The organism is Variovorax sp. Varisp85 (assembly GCF_047304045.1).
Classification (GTDB): domain Bacteria; phylum Pseudomonadota; class Gammaproteobacteria; order Burkholderiales; family Burkholderiaceae_C; genus Variovorax.
Genome location: NZ_JBGLYN010000015.1, coordinates 13158 through 35679, shown reverse-complemented (window position 1 = coordinate 35679; position 22522 = coordinate 13158). Strand labels below are relative to the sequence as shown.

Genomic DNA, 22522 nt, shown 5'->3' with positions numbered 1-22522 from the left:
CCATGAACACGCCCCGTCGCCTGCTACTCGCCGCCGCGCTCTGCGCCGCCCTGCCCACCGTGGCCCTCGCGCAAGCGTGGCCCTCGGCCAAGCCCATCACGCTGATCGTGCCCTTCACGGCCGGTGGCAGCGTGGACGTGAACGCGCGCCTCGTGGCCCAGCGCCTCGGCGAGCGGCTCAAGCAGTCGGTGGTGGTGGAGAACGTGGCCGGTGCGGGTGGCGCCATCGGCGTGGCCAAGGCCGTGAACGCGGCGCCCGACGGCTACACGCTGGTGGCAGGGCCCGACAGCGCCATCGCCATCGGCAAGCTGGTGAACCCCTCGGCCTTCCGCTTCGATCCGCTGAAAGACCTGGCGCCGGTGGGCCTGCTCAACACCGCGCCGATGGTGCTGGTGGCGCGGCCCGGCCTGGAGGCCCAGACTTTCTCCGACTTCGTGAAGCTCGCGAAGGCCAAGCCCGGCAAGTACAACTACGCGACCTCGGGCGTGGGCACGGTGCTGCAGCTCGCCATGGAGCTGCTGAAGGAACGCAGCGGCATCTTCGTCACGCATGTGCCCTACCGCGGCGGCGCACAGATCGCCACCGACGTGATTGGCGATCAGGTCGACCTGGCGATGCTGGTCAGCACCAGCGCCATCCCGCACGTGAACGGCAAGCGCCTGAAGGCGCTCGGCATCACCGGCAGCAAGCGGCTGGCCGCGCTGCCCAACGTGCCCACATTCGACGAGATGCCCGGCCTCAAGGGCTTCGACATGGTGAGCTGGACCGGCATCTTCGCGCCCGCGAAGACGCCGCCGGCGGTGGTCGCGCAGATCAACCGCGAGCTCAACGCGGTGCTGCAGGAAGAAGGCGTGCGCAGCAAGCTCTTGGAGCAAGGCGCGCTGCCGGGCAACAGCACGGCCGAGTCGTTCGGGAAGTTCGTGCAGGCCGAGTACGCCCGCAACCAGAAGATCGTGCAAACCGCCAACATCAAGGAGTGAGCGCACCATGACCTCGCCGCTGCTGTCCCGCCGCGCGCTCCTCGGCGCGTCCGCCGCCGGCCTTGCCGGCATGGCCTTCGCGCAGAGCCCCGGCCCCGCCGAGCTGGCGCAAGCGCTGGCCGGCACGCCGCTCGCACAACTGCCGCCCGCGAGCGGCAAGCGCCAGGTCATCATCGACACCGACCCCGGCCAGGACGACGCCGTCGCGCTGCTGATGGCCATGGCCGCCACCGACCGGCTCGACATCAAGGCGCTGACGGTGAGCGTGGGCAACCTGCCGCTGGCCATGACCGCGAAGAACGCGCGCATCGTGCGCGACTGGGCCGCCCGGCCCGACATCCCGGTCTATGCCGGCTATCCGCGCCCGCTGGTGCGCGAGCCCATCTTCGCCGACGACGTGCATGGCAAGACCGGCATGGAAGGCCCGACGCTGCACGAGCCGCACGGCCCGCTGATGCCCACCCACGCGGTGCAGTACATCGTCGAGACGCTGCGCGCCGCGCCGCCGAAGAGCATCACGCTCGTGGGCCTGGGGCCGCTCACCAACTTCGCGGCCGCGCTCAACTCGGCGCCCGACATCAAACCCGCCATTGCAGAGATCGTGGTGATGGACGGCTCCTGGGGCGTGGGCGGCAACATCACGCCCGCCGCCACCTTCAACGTGTATGCAGACCCGGAGGCGGCCTCGATCGTGTTCCGCAGCGGCGTGCCGGTGACTGCCATGTCGCACGACGCGGCCCGCCGTGTGCTGGTGACGCCCGAGCGTATCGCGCCCTTTCGCGCCATGGGCAACAACGCCGGCAAGGTGGTGGCGGACATCTTCGATTCGATGATGGCGTACGGCGTGCGCCGGCGCGGCGTGGCCGTGGGGCCGGTGTACGACCCCTGCGTGATCGCGTACCTGCTGCGGCCCGAGCTGTTCAAGGGCGCCAAGGTGAGCGTGGACGTGGAGACCAAGGGGGAGTTCACGACCGGCGCGACGGTGGTCGATTTTCGCGGCTACAACCGCCGCGCGCCCAATGCGCTGTGGATCGGCGAGGCCGATGCCGAAGGCTTCCACGCGCTGCTGCGCGCGGAGATCGCGCGGCTGCCCTGAACGGGGGACGCCGCGCGGGCCGGCCGGTCAGCCGGCCTTCTCGTCCTCCGCAGGCCAATCGCGGATGTAGGCCTTGAGCATCTTGTTCTCGAAGTTCTGGCTGTCCACCACGGCCTTGGCCACGTCGTAGAAGCTGATCACGCCCATCAGCATGCGTTTGTCCATCACGGGCATGTAGCGCGCGTGGCGCTCCAGCATGATGCGGCGGATTTCGTCGAGGTCGGTTTCCAGGGTGCAGGTGACCGGCGCGTCGTCCATGGCCTTGCGCACGAGCGTGGTGCCGATCTGGCCGCCGTTCTTGACGACGGCAACGATCACTTCGCGAAAGGTGAGCATGCCGACCAGGTCGCCATGCTCCATGACCACCAGCGAACCGATGTCCTTTTCCGCCATGGTGTTGGCGGCTTCTGCCAGCAGGTCGTCTGGCGTGATGGTGAAGAGCGTATTGCCCTTGACGCGAAGGATGTCGCTGACTTTCATCGTTTGCTCCTCTCGGACTTCTATCTCGGCGGCGTGCCGATTTGAATATAGCCCACAATCGACGCCGACCTGAGCGCCCATGTCGCGGACGCATGAATTGCAGACGTAACGGGGCATTGCCAGGAGACAACGCTCAGCCACAGAAAGGCCCTCATGCCCGGTTATTCCGACCCCGGTTTCGACACCCTCGCGCTGCACGCCGGCGCCGCGCCCGACCCCACGACCGGCGCGCGGGCGGTGCCGATCCACCTGACCACTTCCTTCGTCTTCGAGTCGAGCGACCACGCGGCCGCCCTGTTCAACCTGGAGCGCGCGGGCCATGTGTACTCGCGCATCAGCAACCCGACCAACGCGGTGCTCGAGCAGCGCGTGTCGGCGCTCGAGGGCGGCATCGGCGCCATCGCCACCGCCAGCGGGCAGGCGGCACTGCACCTGTCGGTGGCCACGCTGATGGGCGCCGGCTCGCACATCGTGGCCAGCACGGCCCTGTACGGCGGCTCGCAGAACCTGCTGCACTACACGATGCGCCGCTTCGGCATCGAGACCACCTTCGTGAAGCCCGGCGACCTCGACGGCTGGCGCGCCGCGGTGCGGCCCGAGACCAAGCTCTTCTTCGGCGAGACGGTGGGCAACCCCGGGCTGGACGTGCTCGACATCCCGGCCGTGGCCGACATCGCGCACGAGGCCGGCGTGCCGCTGCTGGTCGACTCCACGCTCACCTCGCCCTACCTCATCAAGCCCTTCGACTGGGGCGCCGACCTGGTCTACCACTCGGCCACCAAGTTCCTCTCGGGCCACGGCACCGTCATCGGCGGTGTGGTGGTCGACGGCGGCAGCTTCGACTGGGAAAAGTCTGGCAAATTCGCCGAGCTGACCCAGGCCTACGACGGCTTCCACAACATGGTGTTCAGCGAGGAAAGCACCGTCGGCGCCTTCCTGCTGCGCGCCCGCCGCGAGGGCCTGCGCGACTTCGGCGCCTCGATGAGCCCGCACACGGCCTGGCTGATCCTGCAGGGCATCGAGACGCTGCCCCTGCGCATGGAGCGGCACATCGACAACACGCAGAAGGTGGTCGAGTTCCTCGCGAGCCACCCGTTCGTGTCGCGCGTGGGACATCCGCTGATCGAATCGCACCCGAGCCACGTGCTCGCGCAGAAGCTGCTTCGCCATGGCGCGCGCGGCGCGGGCGCGGTGTTCAGCTTCGACATCAAGGGCAGCCGCGCGCAGGGCAAGGCCTTCATCGAAGCGCTGAAGCTCTTCAGCCACCTGGCCAACGTGGGCGACTGCCGCAGCCTGGTGATCCACCCCGCGAGCACCACGCACTTCCGCATGACCGACGAGGCGCTGGCCGGTGCGGGCATCTCGCAGGGCACGATCCGCCTGTCGATCGGCCTGGAAGACCCCGCCGACCTGATCGACGACCTGAAGCGCGCCCTGAAGGCCGCGGAAAAGGCGGGTGCCTGACATGAACTACACCGTCAACGGCCACACCGCGTACTGCTACACCGGCGGCAAGCCCTTCGATGCGGCCAGGCCCACCGTCGTCTTCATCCACGGCGTGCTGAACGACCACAGCGTGTGGATCCTGCAGAGCCGCTGGTTCGCCAACCACGGCTGGAACGTGCTCGCGGTCGACCTGCCCGGCCACTGCAAGAGCGAAGGCCCGCCGCCGGCCAGCGTGGAAGAGGCGGCGCAGTTCGTGATCGCGCTGCTCGATACGGCCGGCGTGCAGAAGGCCGCGCTCGTCGGCCACAGTTTCGGCTCGCTGATCGCGCTGGAGGCGGCCTCGCGCGCGCCGGAGCGCATCACGCAACTCGCGATGGTGGGCACGGCCTACCCGATGGTGGTGTCGCCCGCGCTGCTCGAAAGCTCGGTGAGCGACCCGCAGCGCGCCATCGCCATGGTCAACACCTTCTCGCACTCGCTGCTGGCGCCGCCGCCCTCCTCGCTCGGCCCGGGCACCTGGCTCTACGGCAGCTCGCGCGCGCTGATGCGCCGCGTGCTCGCGAGCAACCGCGAAGCCAACGTGTTCCACATCGGCTTCAAGGCCTGCAACGACTACGCGAACGGCGAGGCCGCCATCGAGAAAGTGCAGTGCCCGGTGCTGTTCCTGCTCGGGGACGCCGACCAGATGACGCCGCCGCGCGCCACCAAGGCGCTGGTGGGCAAGGCGCGCAACGCGAAGGTGGTGACGGTGCACGCGGGCCACTCGCTGATGAGCGAGGCGCCCGACGCGGTGCTGTTCGCGCTGCGCGACTTCCTGAGCGCCTGAGCGCCGGGCGCGAGCGCTTATTCCGCCGCGATGCCCGCCCGGTGGGCGAGCGCGCGGTAGCGCGAGATCTCGCCTTCCATCTGCGCGCGGAATGCGGCCGCGCCGATGGCCACCGGCTCCATGCCCTGCGCGCGCAGCTGCGCCTGCAGCGCCGGGTGGCCCATGGTCGCGACCACCGTGCGAGCGAGCTTGTCGATCATCGGCGCCGGCGTGCGCGCCGGGGCGGCAAAGCCGTACCAGGCGTCGAAGGTGGCTTCGGGCAGGCCCTGCTCGGCCAGCGTGCGCACCTCGGGCAGCATGCTGGAGCGCGTCGCGCCCACGATGCCCAGCGCGCGCAGCTTGCCCGCGCGCACGTGCGGCGCCACGGCGGCCACGGTATCGATTGCGATCTCGACCTCGCCGCCGATCACCGCCAGCGAACTCTGGCTGCTACCCTTGTACGGGATGTCCTGCAGCTGGATGCCCGCGGCCAGCGCGAACAGCTCGCCCGACAGGTGCGGCCCCGAGCCCGAGCCGAAGGTGGCGTAGCGGATGCTCTTCGGCTTGGCCTTGGCCGCCGCGATGAGTTCGGGCAGCGATTGCCAGGGCTGGCCCTTGCCCACCACCAGCACCAGCGGCGTGCGCGCCACGATGGCGATGGGCGCCAGGTCGCGCACCGTGTCATAGGGCAGCTTGGCGCGCAGGGCCGGGTTCACGCTGAAGCTGGTCGAGCCCGACAGCAGCAGCGTGTAGCCGTCGGGCGCGGCCTTGGCGACCGCATCGGTGCCGATGATGGTGGAGGCGCCGGGCTTGTTGTCGATCACGACGGGCTGGCCGAGCTGCTCCGACAGCGTCTGCCCCATGGCGCGTGCGACCAGGTCGGTGCCGCCGCCCGGCGGGAAGGGCACGACCAGCCTGATCGGGCGTTCGGGCCAGGCCCCCTGGGCGAAGACGGGCGAATGCGTGCCCAGCAAGGCGGAAGCGGAGAGCAGCAGGCCGAAGCGGCGACGGGAGATGGCGTTGTCCATGGTGCGTGTCAGGAGAGAGTGGAAGCGGATTGCGCAAGCCGGCCGGCGGCCCATGGCGCGAGGCCCGGCTCGCCCAGGTCCCAGTACAGGCCGGCCATGATCTGCAGGCCCTCGCGCGCCAGCGGCGCGAGCAGGTGCTCGTTGGGCGCGTGCTGCGCGCAGGCCGGGTACGAATGCGGCACCCACAGCGTCGGCAGCCCCAGCAGGTCGGCGAAGACGTCGTTGGGCAGCGAGCCGGCGAGGTTGGGCAGCAGGTCGAGCCGCCGGCCGCTGCTTTCCTCGATCGACTTGCGCGCCCAACCCACCCAGGGGTTCTCCACGTCGAGCCGCGTCGCCGCGCCGGTCAGCGTGACCTCCACCTCGACCTGGCCGAAGCCGTGCGCATCGAGGTGCGCGCGAACGATCTTCTGCAGGTCCTGCCACGGCGTGCCGACCACGAAGCGCAGCTGGCAGTGCGCCACGGCCTCGGAGGGAATCGCGTTGACGGGCCGCTGCGGCGAACCCGCGCCGAGCGCCAGCACCTCGATGGTGTTCCAGGCCACCAGCCGCTCCGCCGGGCTCAGGCCGGGTTCGCCCCAGCCCTCGTCGACCTCGGGATCGTCCGCGCCGCCACCGATGGCGATGCTGGCCAGCGCGTCGCGCACCGCCTGCGTCACGGGCGGCGGGCGCAGCGCCTCGACCAGAATGCGGCCGCGCGCATCCACCAGCGAGGCCACCGCATGGCTGATGACCGTGCCGGGATTGACCAGCACGCCGCCCCAGTTGCCCGAGTGGTAGCCGCGCGGCCGGGCGCGCAGCCGCAGGCTGAAGTTGACCGCGCCCCGCGAACCGAGGAAGAGCGTCGGCCGCGTCGCGCTCACGCGCGGGCCGTCGCTGGCGATGAACAGGTCGGCGCGCAGCTTGTCGCGCTGCTGCTCGCACACCGCATGCAGGCCGGGCGAAGCGGCCTCCTCGCCCATCTCGACCAGCCAGATCACGTTGTAGCCCAGGCGGCCGCCGCGGGCCTCCAGCGCTGCAGCCAGGCCACCGAGGTTGATGCTGTGCTGGCCCTTGTTGTCGGCCGTGCCGCGCCCGTACCAGCGCTCGCCGCGCACCGTGAGCGCCCACGGCGCCAGGCCTTCCTCCCACTGCGCGTCCTGCCCGCTGACCACATCGCCGTGGCCGTAGGTCATCACCGTGGGCAGGGCCGGGGCCTCGATACGGCGCGCGATGAGGAAGGGCCCGCCGCCGGGCACCGGATTGGCGATCACCTCGCAGGCGAAGCCCAGCGCCGCAAGCGGCGGCACCAGTTCCTCGCGCAGGTAGGCCTCCAGCGCGGGCGTGGCGGCGCCGGTGTCGCTTTCGGTGCGGAAGGCGACGCGGCGCTGGAGGTCGGCGAAGAAGCCGCCCGCGTCGAAGTAGGCGGCGGCAGCGGCCAGGCTGTCTGTGCGTTGCATGAAGGGGTTCCTTGTCTGTCCATCGGGTGCAGCAAGTACAAGGCCTGCGGGCCAATGCTTCCAGCATCGTTTTGGCAAGCTACCATTGCCTTGAAGGCAATACTCCACACGCCGCCATGACGCTCCCGCTTCTCAGCATCCCGATGCGCCACTTCCTCGAAGTGGCGCGCAGCGGCTCGGTCAATCAGGCCGCAGCGCGGCTTTTCGTTGCATCGTCGGCGGTGAGCCGGCAGATCACCAAGCTCGAAGACAGCCTGGGCACACCGCTGTTCGAGCGGCATGCGCGCGGCATGGCACTGACCGCCGCCGGCGAGCGGCTGGCGGCGCATCTGCGCAATGCGCAGCTCGACATCGAGCAGGTCGTCGAACAGGTGCGCGACCTGGGCGGGCAAGGCGCGCGGCGCATCCGCATGGCCTGCACCGAAGGCTTCGCGGGGCACTTCATGCCGCTGGTGATGCGCAGCTTCGAGTCGGCGCACCCGGGCTGCCAGCTCGAGCTGCACGTGGGCTCGCCCGACGGCGTGAGCGCGCTGCTGGCGCGCGGCGAGACCGACATCGCGCTCAAATACGTAGTCGCCCCGGAGCCGGGCCTGAAGATCGAGCACTCGGCCACCGCGCCCGTGTATGCCGTGCTGCGGCCCGACCATCCGCTCGCGCGGCAGCGCGTGGTGTCGGTGGCCGACGCGGTGCGCTACCCGCTGGCCGTGGGCGACAAGGGCGTGACCGCACGCCAGCTGTTCGACCAGGCCTGCAGCCTGCAGGGGCTGCAGTACCACGCGATCTTCGTGAGCAATTTTTCCTCGGTGCTGCTGCCCCTGCTGCGCACGCCCGACGTGATGCTTTCGGGCCATCTCACGGTGATGCACCTGATCGACGCGGGCACCGTGGTAGCCCGGCCCTTCGCGGAAGCGCCGCTGCAGCAGCGGCAATTGCAGGTGCTGGCGCTCGAAGGCCGCACGCTGCCGACGCTGGCGCAGGACTTCGTCGAGCACCTGGTAGGCGCGATCACCAGCGCGGGCCGGCGCAAGCTCGGCCGCGCGCGGGCCGCCGCCTGAAGAAGAAGCTCAACCGAGCGCGTTGATGTCCGCCGGGTCGAGCAGCACCTTCGGTGCGCCGTTGCGCGCCACGGCCAGCATCGCGCGGCCGACCTTCTCGGTGGTCGTCACCCGGTTCGGCCACAGGCGATAGGCCAGCCCGAGCACGGGCTTGAGCACGAAGATGGCGGCATCGTAGAGCGGCGTCTTGGAGCGCACGCCATGCATCGGCTGGATCATGCCGGGGCGGAACATGTAGGCCGCCTTGAACGGCAGGCGCAGCAGCGCGTTCTCGGTCGCGCCCTTCACGCGCGCCCACATGCTGCTGCCGCGCTCGCTGCTGTCGGTGCCCGCGCCCGTCACGTAGGTGAAGGTCATGCCCGGGTTGAGCCGCGCGAGCACGGTGGCTGCCGCCAGCGTCAGGTCGTAGGTGATGCGCTTGTACTCGGGCTCCTTCATGCCGACCGACGACACGCCGAGGCAGAAGAAGCAGGCATCGAAGCCCTGCAGCTGCGGCTCGATGTCGCCGTAGTCGTACATGTCCTTGTGGACCAGGTCGCGCAGCTTCGGGTTTTGCTGCCCCGTGGGGTTGCGGCCGACTGCGACGACGCTTTCCACGTCCGCCGCGAGCAGGCACTCGCGCAGCACGCCCTGCCCCACCATGCCGGTGGCGCCAAAAATCAGGATCTTCATGGCAGGCTCCGGTCAGACCGCGAAGACGGCCGGCTTCTTGTTGAGCACGGCGAGCAGCAGGTCGACGTCGAGGCTCGAGGGCTTCGGCGGCTGCAGCGCGGAGAGCATGCGCGACAGCGTCTCGGCATGCGGCAGCAGCGGGCCGAGAAAGCGCGTGCCGTCGGCACCCGCGACCAGCAGGGTCGGGAAGGTCTCGACGTCGAAGGCATCGGCGATGTCGGCGTGATCCTCGATGTCGACCCACGCAAAGCGGAACTGCGGATGCGCGCGCGCCACCTGTCCGAGCAGCGGCCGATAGTCGCGGCAGGTGCCGCACCATTCGGCGCACAGGCACACGACCCACGGCGCATCGCTGGCCGGCTCGGCGGATTCGGGGTTGCTTGGAAGGGCGCTCAAGGCTGATGCGTCGGTGGTGTGATCGGAAGGCCGGGGTGGTACGGCCGGGAGGTCGTGGCTATTATGGACAAAGCTCTCGCCCACGGGACTCGCCGGGGTTCGGGGGCACAGGAGAGTCGCATGATGAACACCTCGGCTGCCACCGGATCTGCCGTCGATCCGCGCCAATTCAAGAGCTTTGCGGAGTTCTATCCCTTCTACCTGAGCGAGCACGCCAACCTCACCTGCCGGCGCCTGCATTTCGCGGGCTCGACCTTGTCGCTGCTGTGCCTGGTGGCGCTGGTGGTCACGCTCAACCCGCTGTGGCTGCTGGCCGGGCTCGTGGCGGGCTATGGCTTCGCCTGGGTCGGGCACTTCGGGTTCGAGAAGAACAAGCCGGCCTCGTTCAAGCGGCCGCTCTATTCGTTCATGGGCGACTGGGCCATGTACCGGGACATCTGGCTGGGGCGGGTAAAAATTATCTAACCCCCTTGCAGGGAGCAAAGCCGGTTCCACGGTGTTCCCGGATCAATCCGGAACGCCACTAGATCAACAGCACGTCCCCCAGCCTCAGGGAGCGCAGCGGACCTTTCTGCCAGAGGTCTTCGAGCGGCTCGGCCTGCGGCATCAGCAGTTCCTTCAGCAGCGGCTCGACCGGCGTCGAGGGGTCCGCGAGCAGCACGTAGCGCGGGTCTTCGTCGGCGGGCTCTTCGGCGAGCGGCGCGATCCAGTCGAGCGCCACCAGTGTTTCGAGCACCGGCGCCAGTTGCAGCGCATCGACGCGCATGCGCGTGACCAGTTCGCTCGCGCCCATGCCCTTGGCCGGCACGGCCTGCGCGCGGGCCAGGTGCTGCAGCGTTTCCATGGCCAGTTGCAGCGGCCAGCCCGCGGCGCCGCCGCGCCGCGCCACGCCGGTCAGCAGGCTCGGCAGGTAGGCCGCGATGACCGCCCCGAGCAGCACGATCACCCAGGCCACGTAGATCCACACGAGCAGGATCGGCACCGTGGCGAAGGCCCCGTACAGCACCGAATAAGTGGGCACGAGGCTCAGGTAGTAGCCCAGCACGCGCTTGGCGATCTCGATGGCGGCCGCCACGAAGATGCCGCCGGCCCATGCATGCGACCAGCGCACGTTGGTGTTGGGCACGTAGTGGTACAGCGAGGCCATGCCGACCGCCAGTAGCATGAATTCGAAGGTGTCGAAGAACAGCTTGACCATACCGCGCCCCACCACGCCGCTGGTGGCCGAGACCACGTACGAGGTGGTCGACAGGCTCACTGCGAGGATGATCGGCCCCAGCGTGATGGCCGCCCAGTAGATGAGCACCCGCTGCGCGAACGGCCGCGGCGAGCGCACGCGCCAGATGTTGTTGAGTGTCTTGTCGATCGTGAGGATCAGCGCGATGGCGGTGATCAGCAGCACGACCAGGCCCGCGATGCCCAGGCCGCCGGCCTTGCTCGAGAACTGGTTCAGGTAGCCCAGCACCTGCCGCGCGATGTTGTCGGGAATCAGGCTCTCGATGAGCCAGCGCTGCAGCCGGCCCTGCATCTTCGCGAACATCGGGAAGACGGTGAACAGCGCCAGCGCCACCGTGAAGAACGGCACCATCGCGATGGTGGTCGTGAAGGTCAGGCTGCTGGCCGTGAGGCCGAGCCGGTCTTCGCGAAAACGCTCGCCCAGCACCGCTGCGGTGTTGCCCCACGGAAAGCGCGAAAGATCCCTCCAGAGTTGCCTGCGATTCATGGCGGCTATCATAGGAGTTGAACTCTCCCCCAGTCTCCGCGCACTTCGTGTCGCTGCGCCAACCCCCTCACCGGGGGCGATACCAGCGGCCCGGCAAAGCCGGTTCCGCGGTATCCCGCTCATGAACGCCAAACCGCCGCCGCTCCCGCCCTCCTCCGTTCGCGCCACCCGCTGGGCCGCCGTGGGCAGCCTCGTCGGCCTCATCGTGCTGGGCCTCGCATGGGAGCTGTGGCTGGCGCCGCTGCGCCCAGGCGGCTCGCTGCTGGCACTGAAGGTGCTGCCGCTCGTCATTCCGCTCGCAGGCCTGTGGAAGAACCGCATGTACACCTACCGCTGGGTCAGCCTGATGGTCTGGCTCTATTTCACCGAGGGCGTGGTGCGCGCCTGGAGCGACATCAACGGCGTGGGGCAAGTGCTCGCGCTGGTCGAGGTGCTGCTGTGCCTCGTGCTCTTCGCGGCCTGCGCCTGGCATGTGCGGCTGCGCTTGCGCCACGCCAAAGCCGCTGCTGCCCGTCCACTGGAGACCTCCGCCCAATGACCACTGCCACGCCCCTGATCGAGCAACTGCGCGCCATCGTCGGCGCACCCCACGTGTTGAACGAGGGCGACCTCACCGCCTACGAGCAGGACTGGCGCAAGCGCGCGCGCGGCAAGTCGCTGGCCGTGGTGCGGCCGGCCAATGCACAGCAGGTGGCCGACGTGGTGAAGGCCTGCGCCGCGGCCGGCACGGCGGTCATTCCACAGGGCGGCAACACCGGCCTCGCGGTCGGCTCCATTCCGGACGAGAGCGGCACGCAGGTGGTGCTGAGCCTGCAGCGGCTAAACACGATCCGCGCGATCGACGCGGCCAACCTTACGATGACCGTCGAAGCCGGCTGCATCCTGCAGACGCTGCAGGAAACCGCCGAAAAGCAGGGCTACCTGTTCCCGCTGAGCCTGGCGGCCGAAGGCAGCTGCACCATCGGCGGCAACCTCGCGACCAATGCAGGCGGCACGCAGGTGGTTCGCTACGGCAACACGCGCGAGCTGTGCCTGGGCCTCGAAGTGGTCACGCCGCAGGGCGAGATCTGGGAAGGCACCAGCGGCCTGCGCAAGGACAACACCGGCTACGACCTTCGCGACCTCTTCATCGGCAGCGAAGGCACGCTCGGCATCATCACCGCCGCGACCATGAAGCTCTACCCGCTGCCTGCCGCGCAGCTCACGGCCTGGGCCGCGGTGCCCTCGCTCGACCACGCGGTCACCTTGCTGGGCCTCGCGCACAAGCACCTGGGCCCGGGCCTCACGGGCTTCGAGGTGATGGGCAAGTTTGCGCTGAGCCTGGTCGACAAGCACATGCCGCAGCTGCGCGTGCCGTTCATCAAGGACGATGCCGTGCCGTACTGCGTGCTGCTGGAAAACTCCGACAGCGAATCCGAGGACCACGCACGCGCCCGCTTCGAAGCGCTGCTCGAAACCGCGTTCGAAGACGGCTGCGTGACCGACGCGGTAGTGGCCGAGAACCTCACGCAAGCGCACCAGCTCTGGCACATCCGCGAGAGCATTCCGCTCGCACAGGCCGAGGAAGGCCTGAACATCAAGCACGACATTTCCATTCCCGTGTCACGCATCCCCGCGTTCGTGGCAGAGACCGATGCGCTGCTGGCGCGCGAGATCGCCGGCGTGCGGCTGGTGAACTTCGGCCACCTGGGCGACGGCAACCTGCACTACAACGTGCAGGCGCCGGAGAACATCGACACCAAGGCCTTCCTGAAGAACGAGGAAGAGCGCATCAACACGCTGGTGTACGACGCGGTCGAGAAGTTCGGCGGCTCGTTCTCGGCCGAGCATGGCGTGGGCTCGCTCAAGGTCGACAAGCTGGAAAAGTACAAGTCGCCGGTGGCGCTGGAGATGATGCGGGCGATCAAGCGCGGGCTCGATCCCAAGAACATCCTGAACCCGGGGCGGGTGATCCGGGTCTAGTTCGCGAGGCCGGAGCCGGCAACTCGGTGATACACTCAATAAGAATAATTCTTATTAACTCCCTCCCCCGGGATCACCGAAGCGCAGCACCGGCATCGCCAGTTCGTCGTTCCTTGCAGGAGGCGGCGATCTTGCGGACATGACCAGCGGCCGGTTCCGGGGCCATTGTCGATGCTTGCGAGAAGGCGGCCGGATGCGCGACCTCGTCCAGGAACTTGTAGCTCACTATGCGGACCTGCGCCGACAGCTCACTCGCGACCTGAGAGACCCTCACTACGCGGCCGACATCGCGCAGTCGAGTTTCGAGCGGGTGTACGCACAGGCCACGAAGTCGCGCGGAGTCGCCCGCATCGATGCGGCGCCGGACGACATCAAGGACAACGGTGGCATCGAATCGCCTCGCGCCCTGCTCTTTCGCGTGGCGCGCAACCTGTGCGTCGATGACGCGCGGCGTCGCAAGGTGGCGCAGGACTGGGCCGGTTCGCATGCAGACGCCGGCATGCACCGGACAGTGCAGTCCAGCGAATACGTCGTCGCCCAGCAACGGGTGCTGACGCGGGTGGTCGAAACCATGGAAAAGCTGCCGCCGCGCCGCCGCGAGGTCTTCCTGCTCTTTCGCGCCTACGGCCACACGCGCGCCGAGATCGCGCAGCGGCTCAACATCACCGAGATGGCCGTGGCCAAGCACCTGTTGCGCGCCACCATCGACTGCTCGCGCGTGTTCGCAGAACTGCGCTCCGAGCTGATCGAACCCCAGGTCTTGATGAACCGCCCCGGCTTCGACGCCGCATTGGCCGAAGACTTCTCGTGAACGGCATCGTTGCGGCGAGCGCTCCGCGCGAAAGGCTGATCGAGCGCGCGCTGGCGCTGATCGTGGAAGGCGAAATGGCGCCCGGCGAGGCCGCCGGCAGCGCCCGCCTGGCACTCCATCAATGGCGCGGCAAATCGGCGGAGCATGCCGCGGCCGTCCAGGAAGCGCGCCAGCGCTGGGACGCACTCGGCGGCATGGCGAACGGCCTGCGCGCGCATTTCGAAGAGCCCGGCGGCACGTTGATGGCCCATGCGGGAGCCGCGGCGAAGTCACCGCACCGCCAGCAACGCCGCAAGATACTGCTCTCGGTGGCGGCCCTGCTGGGCACCGGCCTCGTCGCGGGGCGCGGCGTGCAGTGGTACTGGCAGCAGCCGGTGTCCCTCGCCACCTACCGGACAGCCACCACGCAGATGCTGAAGGTGACGCTCGCGGACGGCATCCGCGGCGTGCCGGGCAGCCGGCTCGACCTCGCGCCGCAGAGCTCCGTCGAGGTCACCCTGTACCCCAACCGCCGCCTCGTCGACATGGCTCGCGGCGAGGTGCGCTTCGAGGTCGCGCCCGACAAGGACCGCCCACTGCACGTGCAAACGCGCGCCGCCGTCATCGAGGTGGTCGGCACCGCGTTCACCGTACGCGACCGCGGCGGGCCGATCACCATAGGCGTGGAGCACGGCCACGTGCGCGTAGGTGTCGCGCCGCACCCCGGGTTCGCCGGGACCGAAGGCGCGGCGATCGACCTGTATGCGGGCGACCGCGTCGAGATCGCCGACGGCCAGGCCGGCCGCGTGCAGCAGGCCGACACGGCCGCGCTGTCCGCGTGGCGCGATGGCTGGCTGGTGTTCGAGAACACGCCGCTTGGCGATGCCCTGGCCGCGGTCAACAGCTACCGCACGCGGCCCATCGTCAGCGACAGTCCGCGCATCGATGCGATGCGGCTGTCCGGCCGCTTCCGCGTCAACGACTCCGAAGGGCTGATGGCCGCGCTGCCGACGATCCTGCCGCTCACGGTCGCGCCCCGCCCCGACGGGAGCGTGGCGCTGCTGGCGCGCTGACGAAAAGCCAACGCCCACCGGCCCACGCCCCGGGCACCGCCGAGCGCTTTGCCCACGGGAGCTCATGCGGCAAGGCTCTCCAGGTGGACGCGAGGCCGGTCGTCCGTGATGCGGCCCGCGCGCATGGTGATCACGCGGTCGGCCAGGTGGAAGTAGCGATCGTCGTGCGAGATCACGACCAGCAGGTGCCCCTTGGCGCGCAGCTCGGGCAGCAGCTCGGTATAGAACAGGTGGCGGAAGGTCGGGTCCTGGTCGGCGGCCCATTCGTCGAACACCAGCACCGGCCGCCCTTCCAGGTAGGCGTGCACCAGCGCGAGCCGCTTGCGCTGGCCGGTCGACAGGTCGGTGGTGGTGAAGGCGCCGTCCTTCAGGCTCACCTTGTGGGCGATCTCCAGGCGCTCCAGGTAGGGCAACGCGCGCTGCGGCAGCACCTGCATGCTGGCTTCGCCGTGCGCCTCGCCCTCGCCGGCGGCCAGGTCCTCGAACAAGTAGAAGTCGGAGAACACGGTGGTGAAGAGCTGGCGGTAGTCGTCGCGGCGCTCGGCGTCCACCGCGGCACCGTCGATCGCCACGTAGCCCTCGTGCGGCGCGTACAGGCCCAGCAGCAGCTTGACGAGCGTGGTCTTGCCGGAGCCGTTGTCGCCCACCACGAACACCATCTCGCCGCGGCAAAGCCGCAGGTCGATCGGCCCCAGCGCGAAGGCCTCGCCGCCCTCGGGCGCATCGAACGCGTAGCGCACGCCGCGCAGCGCGATCTCGTGTTCGAATTTCAGCTCGCTGCCGGTGCGGCCGACGTGCAGGTGCGGCTCCGGCGTGGCAAAGCGCGCCGACAGGTCGGCAATGCGCCGGAACGCGACCCGCGCGCGCCCCACGGCAGGCAGCGCGCCCGCGATCTGGTCCATCGGCCCCTTGAGGAACAGCAGCACCAGCACGAAGCCGCTGAGCACCGCGGGCTCGGTCGGCCGGAATGAGGCCCAGCCCAGAATCAGCGCAATCAGCAGGAAGAACAGGCCCGAGCCGAATGCGGTGGCCATGACGAAGGTGTTGATCGCGCGCCCGTTGACCGCGCGGATGTTGTCGACGATGCGCTCGATCTGCCCGCCGAACATGCGCTGGCGGCGCGCGCGGTGCATGCGCAGCTCCTTGGCGCCCTCGCTGATCGCGCGGTAGGCCTTGTGCAGCTGGTCTTCATGCTCGCGCGCCTTCCAGAAGCCGTTCACGCCGCGGATCTGCGCCATGGCCTGCACCATCGCACCGATCGCCAGCGCCACCACCAGCACGCCGAACAGCGGCAGCGACAGGTAGGCCAGGTAGGCCAGGCAGCCAAGTGCCGTGACGCAGGCGATCAGCGTGGCGGCAAGCGCGAACGCCACGTCGCTGACCATGTCCACGTCCTGCGACAGCACCGGCATCAGCCGGTGGGTGCGGTAGCGCTCCAGGGCATCGATGGGCGCCGAGAGAATCTTCTGCGCCAGGCTCTTGCGGACCAGCGCGACCACCCGCTGGCCGACGAAGTTGGTCGAGACATCGGACACCATGCGCCCGAACAGCGCCGCCGCGCACAGCCCGATGAAGGTCAGCAGCAGGCCGCCAGAGAGGCCGCCCTGCCGGTTGAGCACCTGGTTGATGGTGCCCAGCAGCGCGACCGTGGCCGCGCCCGCGCCGATGCCGGTGACCGCCGACAGCAGCATCCACGGCAGGAACGGCTTGAGCAGGCGTGCGAACTCGCCGTCGGAACCAGGGGCTGTTGTCATGCAAGAACTCTTTCCGCCCTCGGGCGACTGGGGCCCGGCGGCGCGGACAAGCCTTGCCGCCGGACGCGAACGTAATGGCGGCCCGCCGCGCCGGCAGAGCTGCGGACGGCAGCGGACTGCCTGTACCCCACTTGACGGGCGGCCCGCGCAAATGTTCACGCAGCAGTTCGAACACGGTGCGCATGAACACCTGCGCCGCCCAACCGTCCTAGCTTCATGCGCCCTGCAAAACGCCGCACCGCCGGTGCCCCCTCCTGCCCGACGGCCCCATGATCGCCCTGCTGGAGCCCTTGTTCCAGGGCGACCTGGCGCCGCACGGCGAGGCATTGCAGTGCGCGCCGCAGCCGCCCGCGGGCGCGCTGCACGTCGTCGATCTGGTGCGCTCGCACGGGCTGCTGGGCCACGTGCTGCGCCTGCACGCATCGCACCTCGGGGTCGAAGGCGAAGACCTGCGCGCCGTGGCGTCGTCCTGGAGCATGGCCTATCTCGGCATGCTGCTGCCACCGGTCGCGGCTGCCGCCAGCGTGCTGCAGCATGGCTTTCCCGTGGCCGCGGAGCAGGTATGGGTGCGCCTCGGCCCGCACGCCCGGCCGCTGAGCTTCCACATCCGCGAACTGGGCCGGCCGCAGCGCGGCGCGACCACCGAGGAACGCTACTCGGCGCTGCTGTGGCAGCACCTGGAGCCGCTGTTCTCGGCGCTGTGCCACCTGACAGGCATTCCGTCCAAGATCCTGTGGGGCAACGCGGCACGCAACCTCGAGCCGGTGCTCGAGCAGGCGCTTGCGCTGACCGGCGGATCGCCGCCGATCGCCCGCGACAGGCAACGGCTGCTGCACGACGCCGCCTGGCCGGCATGGACCAATCCCCTGCCCGGCCCGCAGCGCGAAGTCCGCGTGCGCCTCGAAGGCCGCAACCGGACAGTGAAGCTGCACCGCCAGTGCTGCCTTTTTCACCTGCTGCCCCGCGAAGGCCATTGCGGCGCCTGCCCGCTGTCGCCTGCGCACCGCTGACATCCCGCTCCCACTTCTTCCACCCACTACCGAGCGCATCACCATGTCCAAGGCAAGACTCGTCTACATCATGTCCCTGAGGAATGCGGCAGCCGACCAGGCCGGCCAGTACATCGACTACAAGGGCGGGCAGCGCTACATGAAGTCGCCGCTGGAGTACCTGGCCGGGGCACTCGACCGCACACCGCTGGGCGATGCCTACTCGCTGGAGGCCGTGTTGTTCGACGACGACGAGGGCTCGCCGCGCGACCGCGAGGTGCTGCAGGCGTACGGCTTCGGCTTCGATCCCGCCCGCCGCTGGATCCACCCGGGCGAGCTGCAGGTGCAGGGCCGCCGCGTCAACGACATGTTCCACAACGTGCCCTCGACCTACCGGCGGCTGCCGCTGGACGCGGCCGCCGAACGCGCCGCCGGCAAGAAGGAGTTCGAGCAGCGCCTGCTCGAACGGCTGCACGCGCTGGAGGCCGACCTCGTGGTGCTCGACGGCCTGCTGGTGATCCTCGACCGGCTGGCCCGGCCGGAAAGCCCGTTCTTCCGCCGGATCGTGAACATCCACCCGGGCATCACGCGGCTGGAGTCGCCCTTCGAGCGCCGCGGCGCCTGGGCCACGCTCGACGCGCTGTATGGCGCCCGCGGCCAGCGGGTGGTCGACTGGCAAACGCGCGAGACGGTCGCGGTCGAGCCGGTGCGCAAGACCGGCGCCTCCTTCCATTACGTGGACACCGGCATCGACTCGGGCGAAGTCATCTTCGACGTGCTGGGCACCGACATCGACCCCGAGGACACCATCCTCGAGCTGCGCTGGAACAACTTCAACCACAGCCTCTTTCCCGCGCTCCACCAGGGCTTGGCCCTGATGGCCGAGACGGTGGACGCGTGAACATCGCGCGCCCGCCGAGCGTCCTGTCTTCTTTCACACCGCCCTGCACCACAGGAGTTGATTTCAATGCCACACGTCCATGATCTGGTCGGGATCGGGTTCGGCCCGTCCAACGTCGCCCTGGCCATCGCACTCGAGGAAAAGCGCCACGCCGGCCGGCCGTTCGACACGCTCTTCATCGAAAAGCAGCTGAGCTTCGCCTGGCATCCGCACATGCTGCTGGACCAGGCGCACATGCAGATCTCCTTCATGAAGGACCTGGCGACGCTGCGCAACCCGACCAGCCGCTTCACCTTCATCAACTACCTGCACGAGAAAGGCCGGCTGACCGACTTCGTCAACCTGAAGAGCTTCTTCCCCAGCCGGCACGAGTTCAACGACTACCTCTCGTGGGCCGCCGAACAGTTCGAGGACGCCTGCGCCTACGGTGAGGAAGTGTTCGAGGTGCTGCCCGAGGAAAGGGGCGGCGAGGTGGAGCTGCTGCGCGTGCGCTCGCGCAACCACGCGGGCAAGCTGGTCGAGCGGCTCGCGCGCAACCTCGTGGTCGGCATCGGCGGCGCGGCGAACATCCCCGACGGCTTCCGCGCGCTGCGCAGCGACCCGCGCGTCTTCCATTCGAGCAGCTACCTGCAGGACATCGCGCAGCTGCCGGATGCGCGCCGCATCGCCGTGGTGGGCGCGGGACAGAGCGCGGCCGAGATCTTCATGGACCTGCAGGGCCGCCCCGGCGCGCCGCAGGTCGACCTCATCACGCGTGCCCGCTCGATCCGCCCGGCGGACGACAGCCCCTTCGTGAACGAGATCTTCAACGCCGAGTTCACCGACTACACCTTCAGCCGCTCGGAGGAAGAGCGCGCCGCGCTGCTCGACGAGTTCTGGCACACCAACTACGCGGTGGCCGACCTGGAGTTGATCCAGCAGATCTACAAGGCCTTCTACCAGCAGCGAGTGACCGGTGGCAACCGCCTGCGCTTCCTGCGCCGGCACGACATCCGCAGTGCCACGGCCGACGGCCAGGGCGTGCACCTCGCGCTGTGGGACCAGAACGTCCTGCGCGAGCACACGGTGCGCTACGACGCCGTGGTGCTCGCCACCGGCTATGTGCGCGAGCACCACAAGGCGCTGCTCGCGCCGCTGGCGGGCTACCTCGGCGACTACACGGTCGACCGCCACTACCGCGTGCAGGCCGCGCCCGGCTTCCATCCGGCCATCTACCTGCAAGGCGCCTGCGAGGACTCGCACGGCCTGAGCGACACCCTGCTGTCGGTCACCTCGGTGCGTACCGGCGAAATCGGCAGCGCCCTGCTGGCCGCGCCGGCCGGCACGCCGCTCCACCTGAGGCCGGAACCCGAGGCGGTCCAGACCTGAATCCCGGGGTCGCCGGACCGCGACGGCGAAAAAAGTCTTAGGACATGGTGTCTCTGTTTGATGAGTTCGAACGTCTTACTCATAGATGCGCCAGAGACCGGAAATCGGGCCGGCCCCCGCACCTGAATGTGAATGCGTCGTAATTCAAAAAACTGGAGTTGTTCTGCCATGCGTCCCCTGCCTCGCCAACATCTGCTGAACGCCGCGCTTGCCGCGGCGTTCGGTTCCGTTCTCACCGTCTGGGCCCCTGTCGCTTCAGCACAGGCTTCCGGCCAGGCCGCGGCACAGGTGTTCGAGGTGAAGGTGCCATCGCAGGCGCTCGGCGCGGCGCTCAACGAGTTCTCGCGCCAGACCGGCGTGCAGGTATTCGCCGCCGGCGAAGTGGTCGCAGGCACCAGCTCGCACGCCGTGGAAGGCAAGCTCACGGTCGACCAGGCCCTGCGCCAGATGCTCGCGGGCACTTCACTGGAAGCCACGCGCACCGCCAGCGGCGGCCTCGCGATCCGCCGCGCCGCCGGCGCTCCCAACTCGCAGGGCACCCTGCCTGCGGTGCAGGTGGTGGCCAACGCCGAGGAATCGCCCATCGGCCCGGTTTCCGGCTATGCGGCCCGCCGCAGCAGCACGGCCACCAAGACCGACACACCGCTCATCGAGGTGCCGCAGTCGATCTCCGTCATCGGCCGCGAGGAAATGGATGCGCGCGGCGTACAGGACGTCATGGAGGCCATCCGCTACACGCCGGGCGTCACGACGAACACCTACGGCCCCGACAACCGCGGCTGGGAATACATCCTGCTGCGGGGCTTCAGCACCTCTTCCAACGGTGTCTACAGGGACGGGCTCGCGCAGCCGGCGTTCGGCCCCACCTACTACCTGACCGAGCCCTACGCGCTGGAGCGCGTGGAGGTATTGCGCGGCCCTTCGTCGATGGTGTTCGGCCAGGGAGACGCCGGCGGCATCGTCAACCGCGTGAGCAAGCAGCCGACCGGCGAGCGGATCCGCGAGATCGAACTGCAGTACGGCAGCTACCAGCGCAAGCAACTGGCATTCGACCTCGGCGACAGGATCGGCAACACCGACCTGAGCTATCGCGTGGTCGGGGTGGGCCTCGACAGCAACGACCAGGACAAGTATCCCGACGGCCACAAGCTGAACCACACGCGCAGCTACATTGCGCCGTCCGTACGCTGGCAACCCAATTCGACGACCTCGCTCACCGTCTTCGGGGAGTTTCTCAAGAACAACACGGCCGAAGACCCGTACTACCTCACCCAGGACTACGTTCTCTATCCGGTGAAGGTAGGTGACTACAGCTTCGGCCAGCTCAAGCAGTCGCAGAGCGCCATCGGCTACCGTTTCGAAACGGCCCTGAACGACACCTGGACGCTGCGCCAGAACTTCCGCTACAGCCAGATCGCCCTGGACAGGCGAGCAGTCTGGGCCGGTTCGCTTCGCAACGACGGACACACGCTCACCCGCGTTGCCAGGACCTGGAACGACCCCGTGGACCTGGCCACGCTGGACACCAGCGTGCAGGGCAAGCTGCAGTACGGCTCCGTCCAGCACACGGTGCTGCTGGGCGTCGACTACAGCGACCAGAAAGGCAAGCAGCGGCGCTTCCGCGGCACGGCGCCGACCCTGGACATCTGGGCGCCCGTCTACGGCCAGGCCGTGGCGATGTCCACCATCCCGATGACCGACGTGGCCCAATCGACGCGCCAGACCGGCTTCTACGCCCAGGACCAGATCAAGTTCGGCGACAACTGGATCGTCACGCTCGGGGGCCGCCACGACGAAGTGCGCCAGCTCACCGACAACTACCTGGCCAGGAGCCATACCCGGCGATCGGACAGTGCGTTCAGTGGCCGGGCAGGCATCAGCTACCTGTTCGGCAACGGCTGGGCTCCCTACATGAGCTACACCACGTCCTTCCTGCCCAACAGCGGCGTCGACGCGAACAACCAACCCTTCAAGCCCAGCAGCGGCAAGCAGGTCGAGGTCGGCGTCAAGTTCCAGCCCGCGGGCTCGCGCACCTCGTATACCGCGGCGGTCTTCGACCTGCGCAAGACCAACGTGGTCACCTACGACCCGACGACCTCCGAGGGGCGCCAGATCGGCAAGCAGCGCTCCCGCGGCCTCGAGCTGGAAGCCAAGGGCGAGCTCGCACCGGGCCTGAACATCTCCGCCGCCTACACCTGGCTGGACATGAAGGTGCTCAACAGCGCCGATGCGGGCGAAATCGGCAAGATCCCGCCGCTCGTGCCCAAGCAGACCGCCTCGGTGTGGCTCGACTACACCATGGGCAACGGCCTGGGGTTCGGCGGTGGCGTGCGCTACATCGGCAAGCGCCAGAACGACGAGCACAACACCACGTACGAACGCGGCGTGACGCTCCTCGATGCGGCCGCGCACTACGAACGCGGCCCGTGGCGCTTCGCGCTCAACATCTCCAACCTGGCGAACAAGCAGTACAACTCGATCTGCTACCACGGACAGTGCTACCAGGGCACTCTCCGCACGGCGACCCTGACCGCCCGGTACAAGTTCTGATCCGATGCCTCTCCCCCG

Annotated in this window: 21 protein-coding genes; 14 read left to right on the top strand and 7 right to left on the bottom strand. The window is 68.9% G+C overall.

The window, feature by feature from the left end:
• Positions 1–2 precede the first annotated feature (2 nt).
• Both ACCC97_RS08560 and ACCC97_RS08555 read left to right on the top strand, forming a co-directional pair.
• Positions 3–980: a Bug family tripartite tricarboxylate transporter substrate binding protein gene (locus ACCC97_RS08560; RefSeq protein WP_007835057.1), complete on the top strand. Its 978-nt coding sequence runs from the start codon at positions 3–5 to the stop codon at positions 978–980.
• A 7-nt stretch (positions 981–987) separates the two neighbouring features.
• Positions 988–2076 carry a nucleoside hydrolase gene (locus ACCC97_RS08555; protein WP_413332318.1) on the top strand — a complete coding sequence of 363 codons (1089 nt, stop codon included), beginning with the start codon at positions 988–990 and terminating at the stop codon, positions 2074–2076.
• A gap of 27 nt (positions 2077–2103) precedes the next feature.
• On the opposite strand, the gene ACCC97_RS08550 is transcribed toward ACCC97_RS08555, so the two are convergent.
• Positions 2104–2556, bottom strand: a complete 453-nt coding sequence (locus ACCC97_RS08550) for a CBS domain-containing protein (protein WP_007835053.1) — start codon at positions 2554–2556, stop codon at positions 2104–2106.
• Positions 2557–2709: 153 nt separating this feature from the next.
• On the opposite strand from ACCC97_RS08550, the gene ACCC97_RS08545 reads away from it, so the two are divergent.
• Positions 2710–4020, top strand: a complete 1311-nt coding sequence (locus ACCC97_RS08545) for an O-acetylhomoserine aminocarboxypropyltransferase (RefSeq protein ID WP_413332316.1) — start codon at positions 2710–2712, stop codon at positions 4018–4020.
• 1 nt (position 4021) lies between these two features.
• A complete protein-coding gene (locus ACCC97_RS08540; protein ID WP_413332314.1) occupies positions 4022–4828 on the top strand; it encodes an alpha/beta fold hydrolase in 807 nt (268 codons plus the stop codon).
• Between the two features lie 17 nt (positions 4829–4845).
• Here the strand turns inward: ACCC97_RS08540 and ACCC97_RS08535 are convergent, their stop codons facing one another.
• Positions 4846–5835, bottom strand: coding sequence for a Bug family tripartite tricarboxylate transporter substrate binding protein (locus ACCC97_RS08535; protein ID WP_413332312.1), 990 nt, complete (start codon positions 5833–5835; stop codon positions 4846–4848).
• 8 nt (positions 5836–5843) lie between these two features.
• Complete coding sequence (locus tag ACCC97_RS08530; RefSeq protein ID WP_413332311.1) at positions 5844–7271, bottom strand: M20 family metallopeptidase; 1428 nt, start codon at positions 7269–7271, stop codon at positions 5844–5846.
• A 116-nt stretch (positions 7272–7387) separates the two neighbouring features.
• Between ACCC97_RS08530 and ACCC97_RS08525 the strand changes: the two genes are divergently transcribed.
• Positions 7388–8326, top strand: a complete 939-nt coding sequence (locus ACCC97_RS08525) for a LysR family transcriptional regulator (protein ID WP_413332309.1) — start codon at positions 7388–7390, stop codon at positions 8324–8326.
• Positions 8327–8335: 9 nt separating this feature from the next.
• On the opposite strand, the gene ACCC97_RS08520 is transcribed toward ACCC97_RS08525, so the two are convergent.
• Entirely contained in the window at positions 8336–8998 is a 663-nt protein-coding gene (locus ACCC97_RS08520; protein ID WP_413332307.1) for an NmrA family NAD(P)-binding protein, read from the bottom strand.
• 12 nt (positions 8999–9010) lie between these two features.
• A complete protein-coding gene (locus tag ACCC97_RS08515; protein WP_413332304.1) occupies positions 9011–9394 on the bottom strand; it encodes a thioredoxin family protein in 384 nt (127 codons plus the stop codon).
• 123 nt (positions 9395–9517) lie between these two features.
• On the opposite strand from ACCC97_RS08515, the gene ACCC97_RS08510 reads away from it, so the two are divergent.
• A complete protein-coding gene (locus ACCC97_RS08510) occupies positions 9518–9859 on the top strand; it encodes an Mpo1-like protein (RefSeq protein WP_042673646.1) in 342 nt (113 codons plus the stop codon).
• Positions 9860–9917: 58 nt separating this feature from the next.
• Here ACCC97_RS08510 and ACCC97_RS08505 read toward each other — a convergent pair whose 3' ends face one another.
• A complete protein-coding gene (locus ACCC97_RS08505) occupies positions 9918–11129 on the bottom strand; it encodes a YihY family inner membrane protein (protein WP_413332302.1) in 1212 nt (403 codons plus the stop codon).
• Positions 11130–11238: 109 nt separating this feature from the next.
• Here ACCC97_RS08505 and ACCC97_RS08500 point away from each other — a divergent pair, with 109 nt between their 5' ends.
• The 4 genes from ACCC97_RS08500 to ACCC97_RS08485 all read left to right on the top strand — a co-directional run bounded on the left by ACCC97_RS08500 (position 11239) and on the right by ACCC97_RS08485 (position 14942).
• Positions 11239–11655 (top strand): DUF2069 domain-containing protein, encoded by a 417-nt coding sequence (locus tag ACCC97_RS08500; RefSeq protein ID WP_007835040.1) that lies wholly within the window; start codon positions 11239–11241, stop codon positions 11653–11655.
• The gene (locus ACCC97_RS08495; RefSeq protein ID WP_413332300.1) at positions 11652–13079 is read left to right on the top strand and encodes an FAD-binding oxidoreductase; all 1428 of its coding nucleotides are present in this window, start codon (positions 11652–11654) and stop codon (positions 13077–13079) included. The genes ACCC97_RS08500 and ACCC97_RS08495 overlap by 4 nt, the downstream gene beginning before the upstream one ends.
• 193 nt (positions 13080–13272) lie before the next feature.
• On the top strand, positions 13273–13890 hold the full coding sequence (locus ACCC97_RS08490) for an RNA polymerase sigma factor (protein WP_007835037.1): 618 nt from the start codon (positions 13273–13275) through the stop codon (positions 13888–13890).
• Positions 13887–14942, top strand: a complete 1056-nt coding sequence (locus tag ACCC97_RS08485; RefSeq protein WP_413332298.1) for a FecR family protein — start codon at positions 13887–13889, stop codon at positions 14940–14942. The genes ACCC97_RS08490 and ACCC97_RS08485 overlap by 4 nt, the downstream gene beginning before the upstream one ends.
• A 62-nt stretch (positions 14943–15004) precedes the next feature.
• On the opposite strand, the gene ACCC97_RS08480 is transcribed toward ACCC97_RS08485, so the two are convergent.
• Entirely contained in the window at positions 15005–16696 is a 1692-nt protein-coding gene (locus tag ACCC97_RS08480; RefSeq protein WP_413332296.1) for a cyclic peptide export ABC transporter, read from the bottom strand.
• Between the two features lie 269 nt (positions 16697–16965).
• On the opposite strand from ACCC97_RS08480, the gene fhuF reads away from it, so the two are divergent.
• The 4 genes from fhuF to ACCC97_RS08460 all read left to right on the top strand — a co-directional run bounded on the left by fhuF (position 16966) and on the right by ACCC97_RS08460 (position 22504).
• Positions 16966–17706, top strand: a complete 741-nt coding sequence (fhuF, locus tag ACCC97_RS08475; RefSeq protein ID WP_413332294.1) for a siderophore-iron reductase FhuF — start codon at positions 16966–16968, stop codon at positions 17704–17706.
• A gap of 43 nt (positions 17707–17749) precedes the next feature.
• Positions 17750–18586, top strand: a complete 837-nt coding sequence (locus tag ACCC97_RS08470; RefSeq protein WP_413314498.1) for a formyltransferase family protein — start codon at positions 17750–17752, stop codon at positions 18584–18586.
• 66 nt (positions 18587–18652) lie between these two features.
• Positions 18653–19954 carry a lysine N(6)-hydroxylase/L-ornithine N(5)-oxygenase family protein gene (locus ACCC97_RS08465; protein ID WP_413332292.1) on the top strand — a complete coding sequence of 434 codons (1302 nt, stop codon included), beginning with the start codon at positions 18653–18655 and terminating at the stop codon, positions 19952–19954.
• Positions 19955–20122: 168 nt separating this feature from the next.
• Positions 20123–22504: a TonB-dependent siderophore receptor gene (locus ACCC97_RS08460; RefSeq protein WP_413332290.1), complete on the top strand. Its 2382-nt coding sequence runs from the start codon at positions 20123–20125 to the stop codon at positions 22502–22504.
• The last annotated feature ends 18 nt before the right edge of the window (positions 22505–22522 follow it).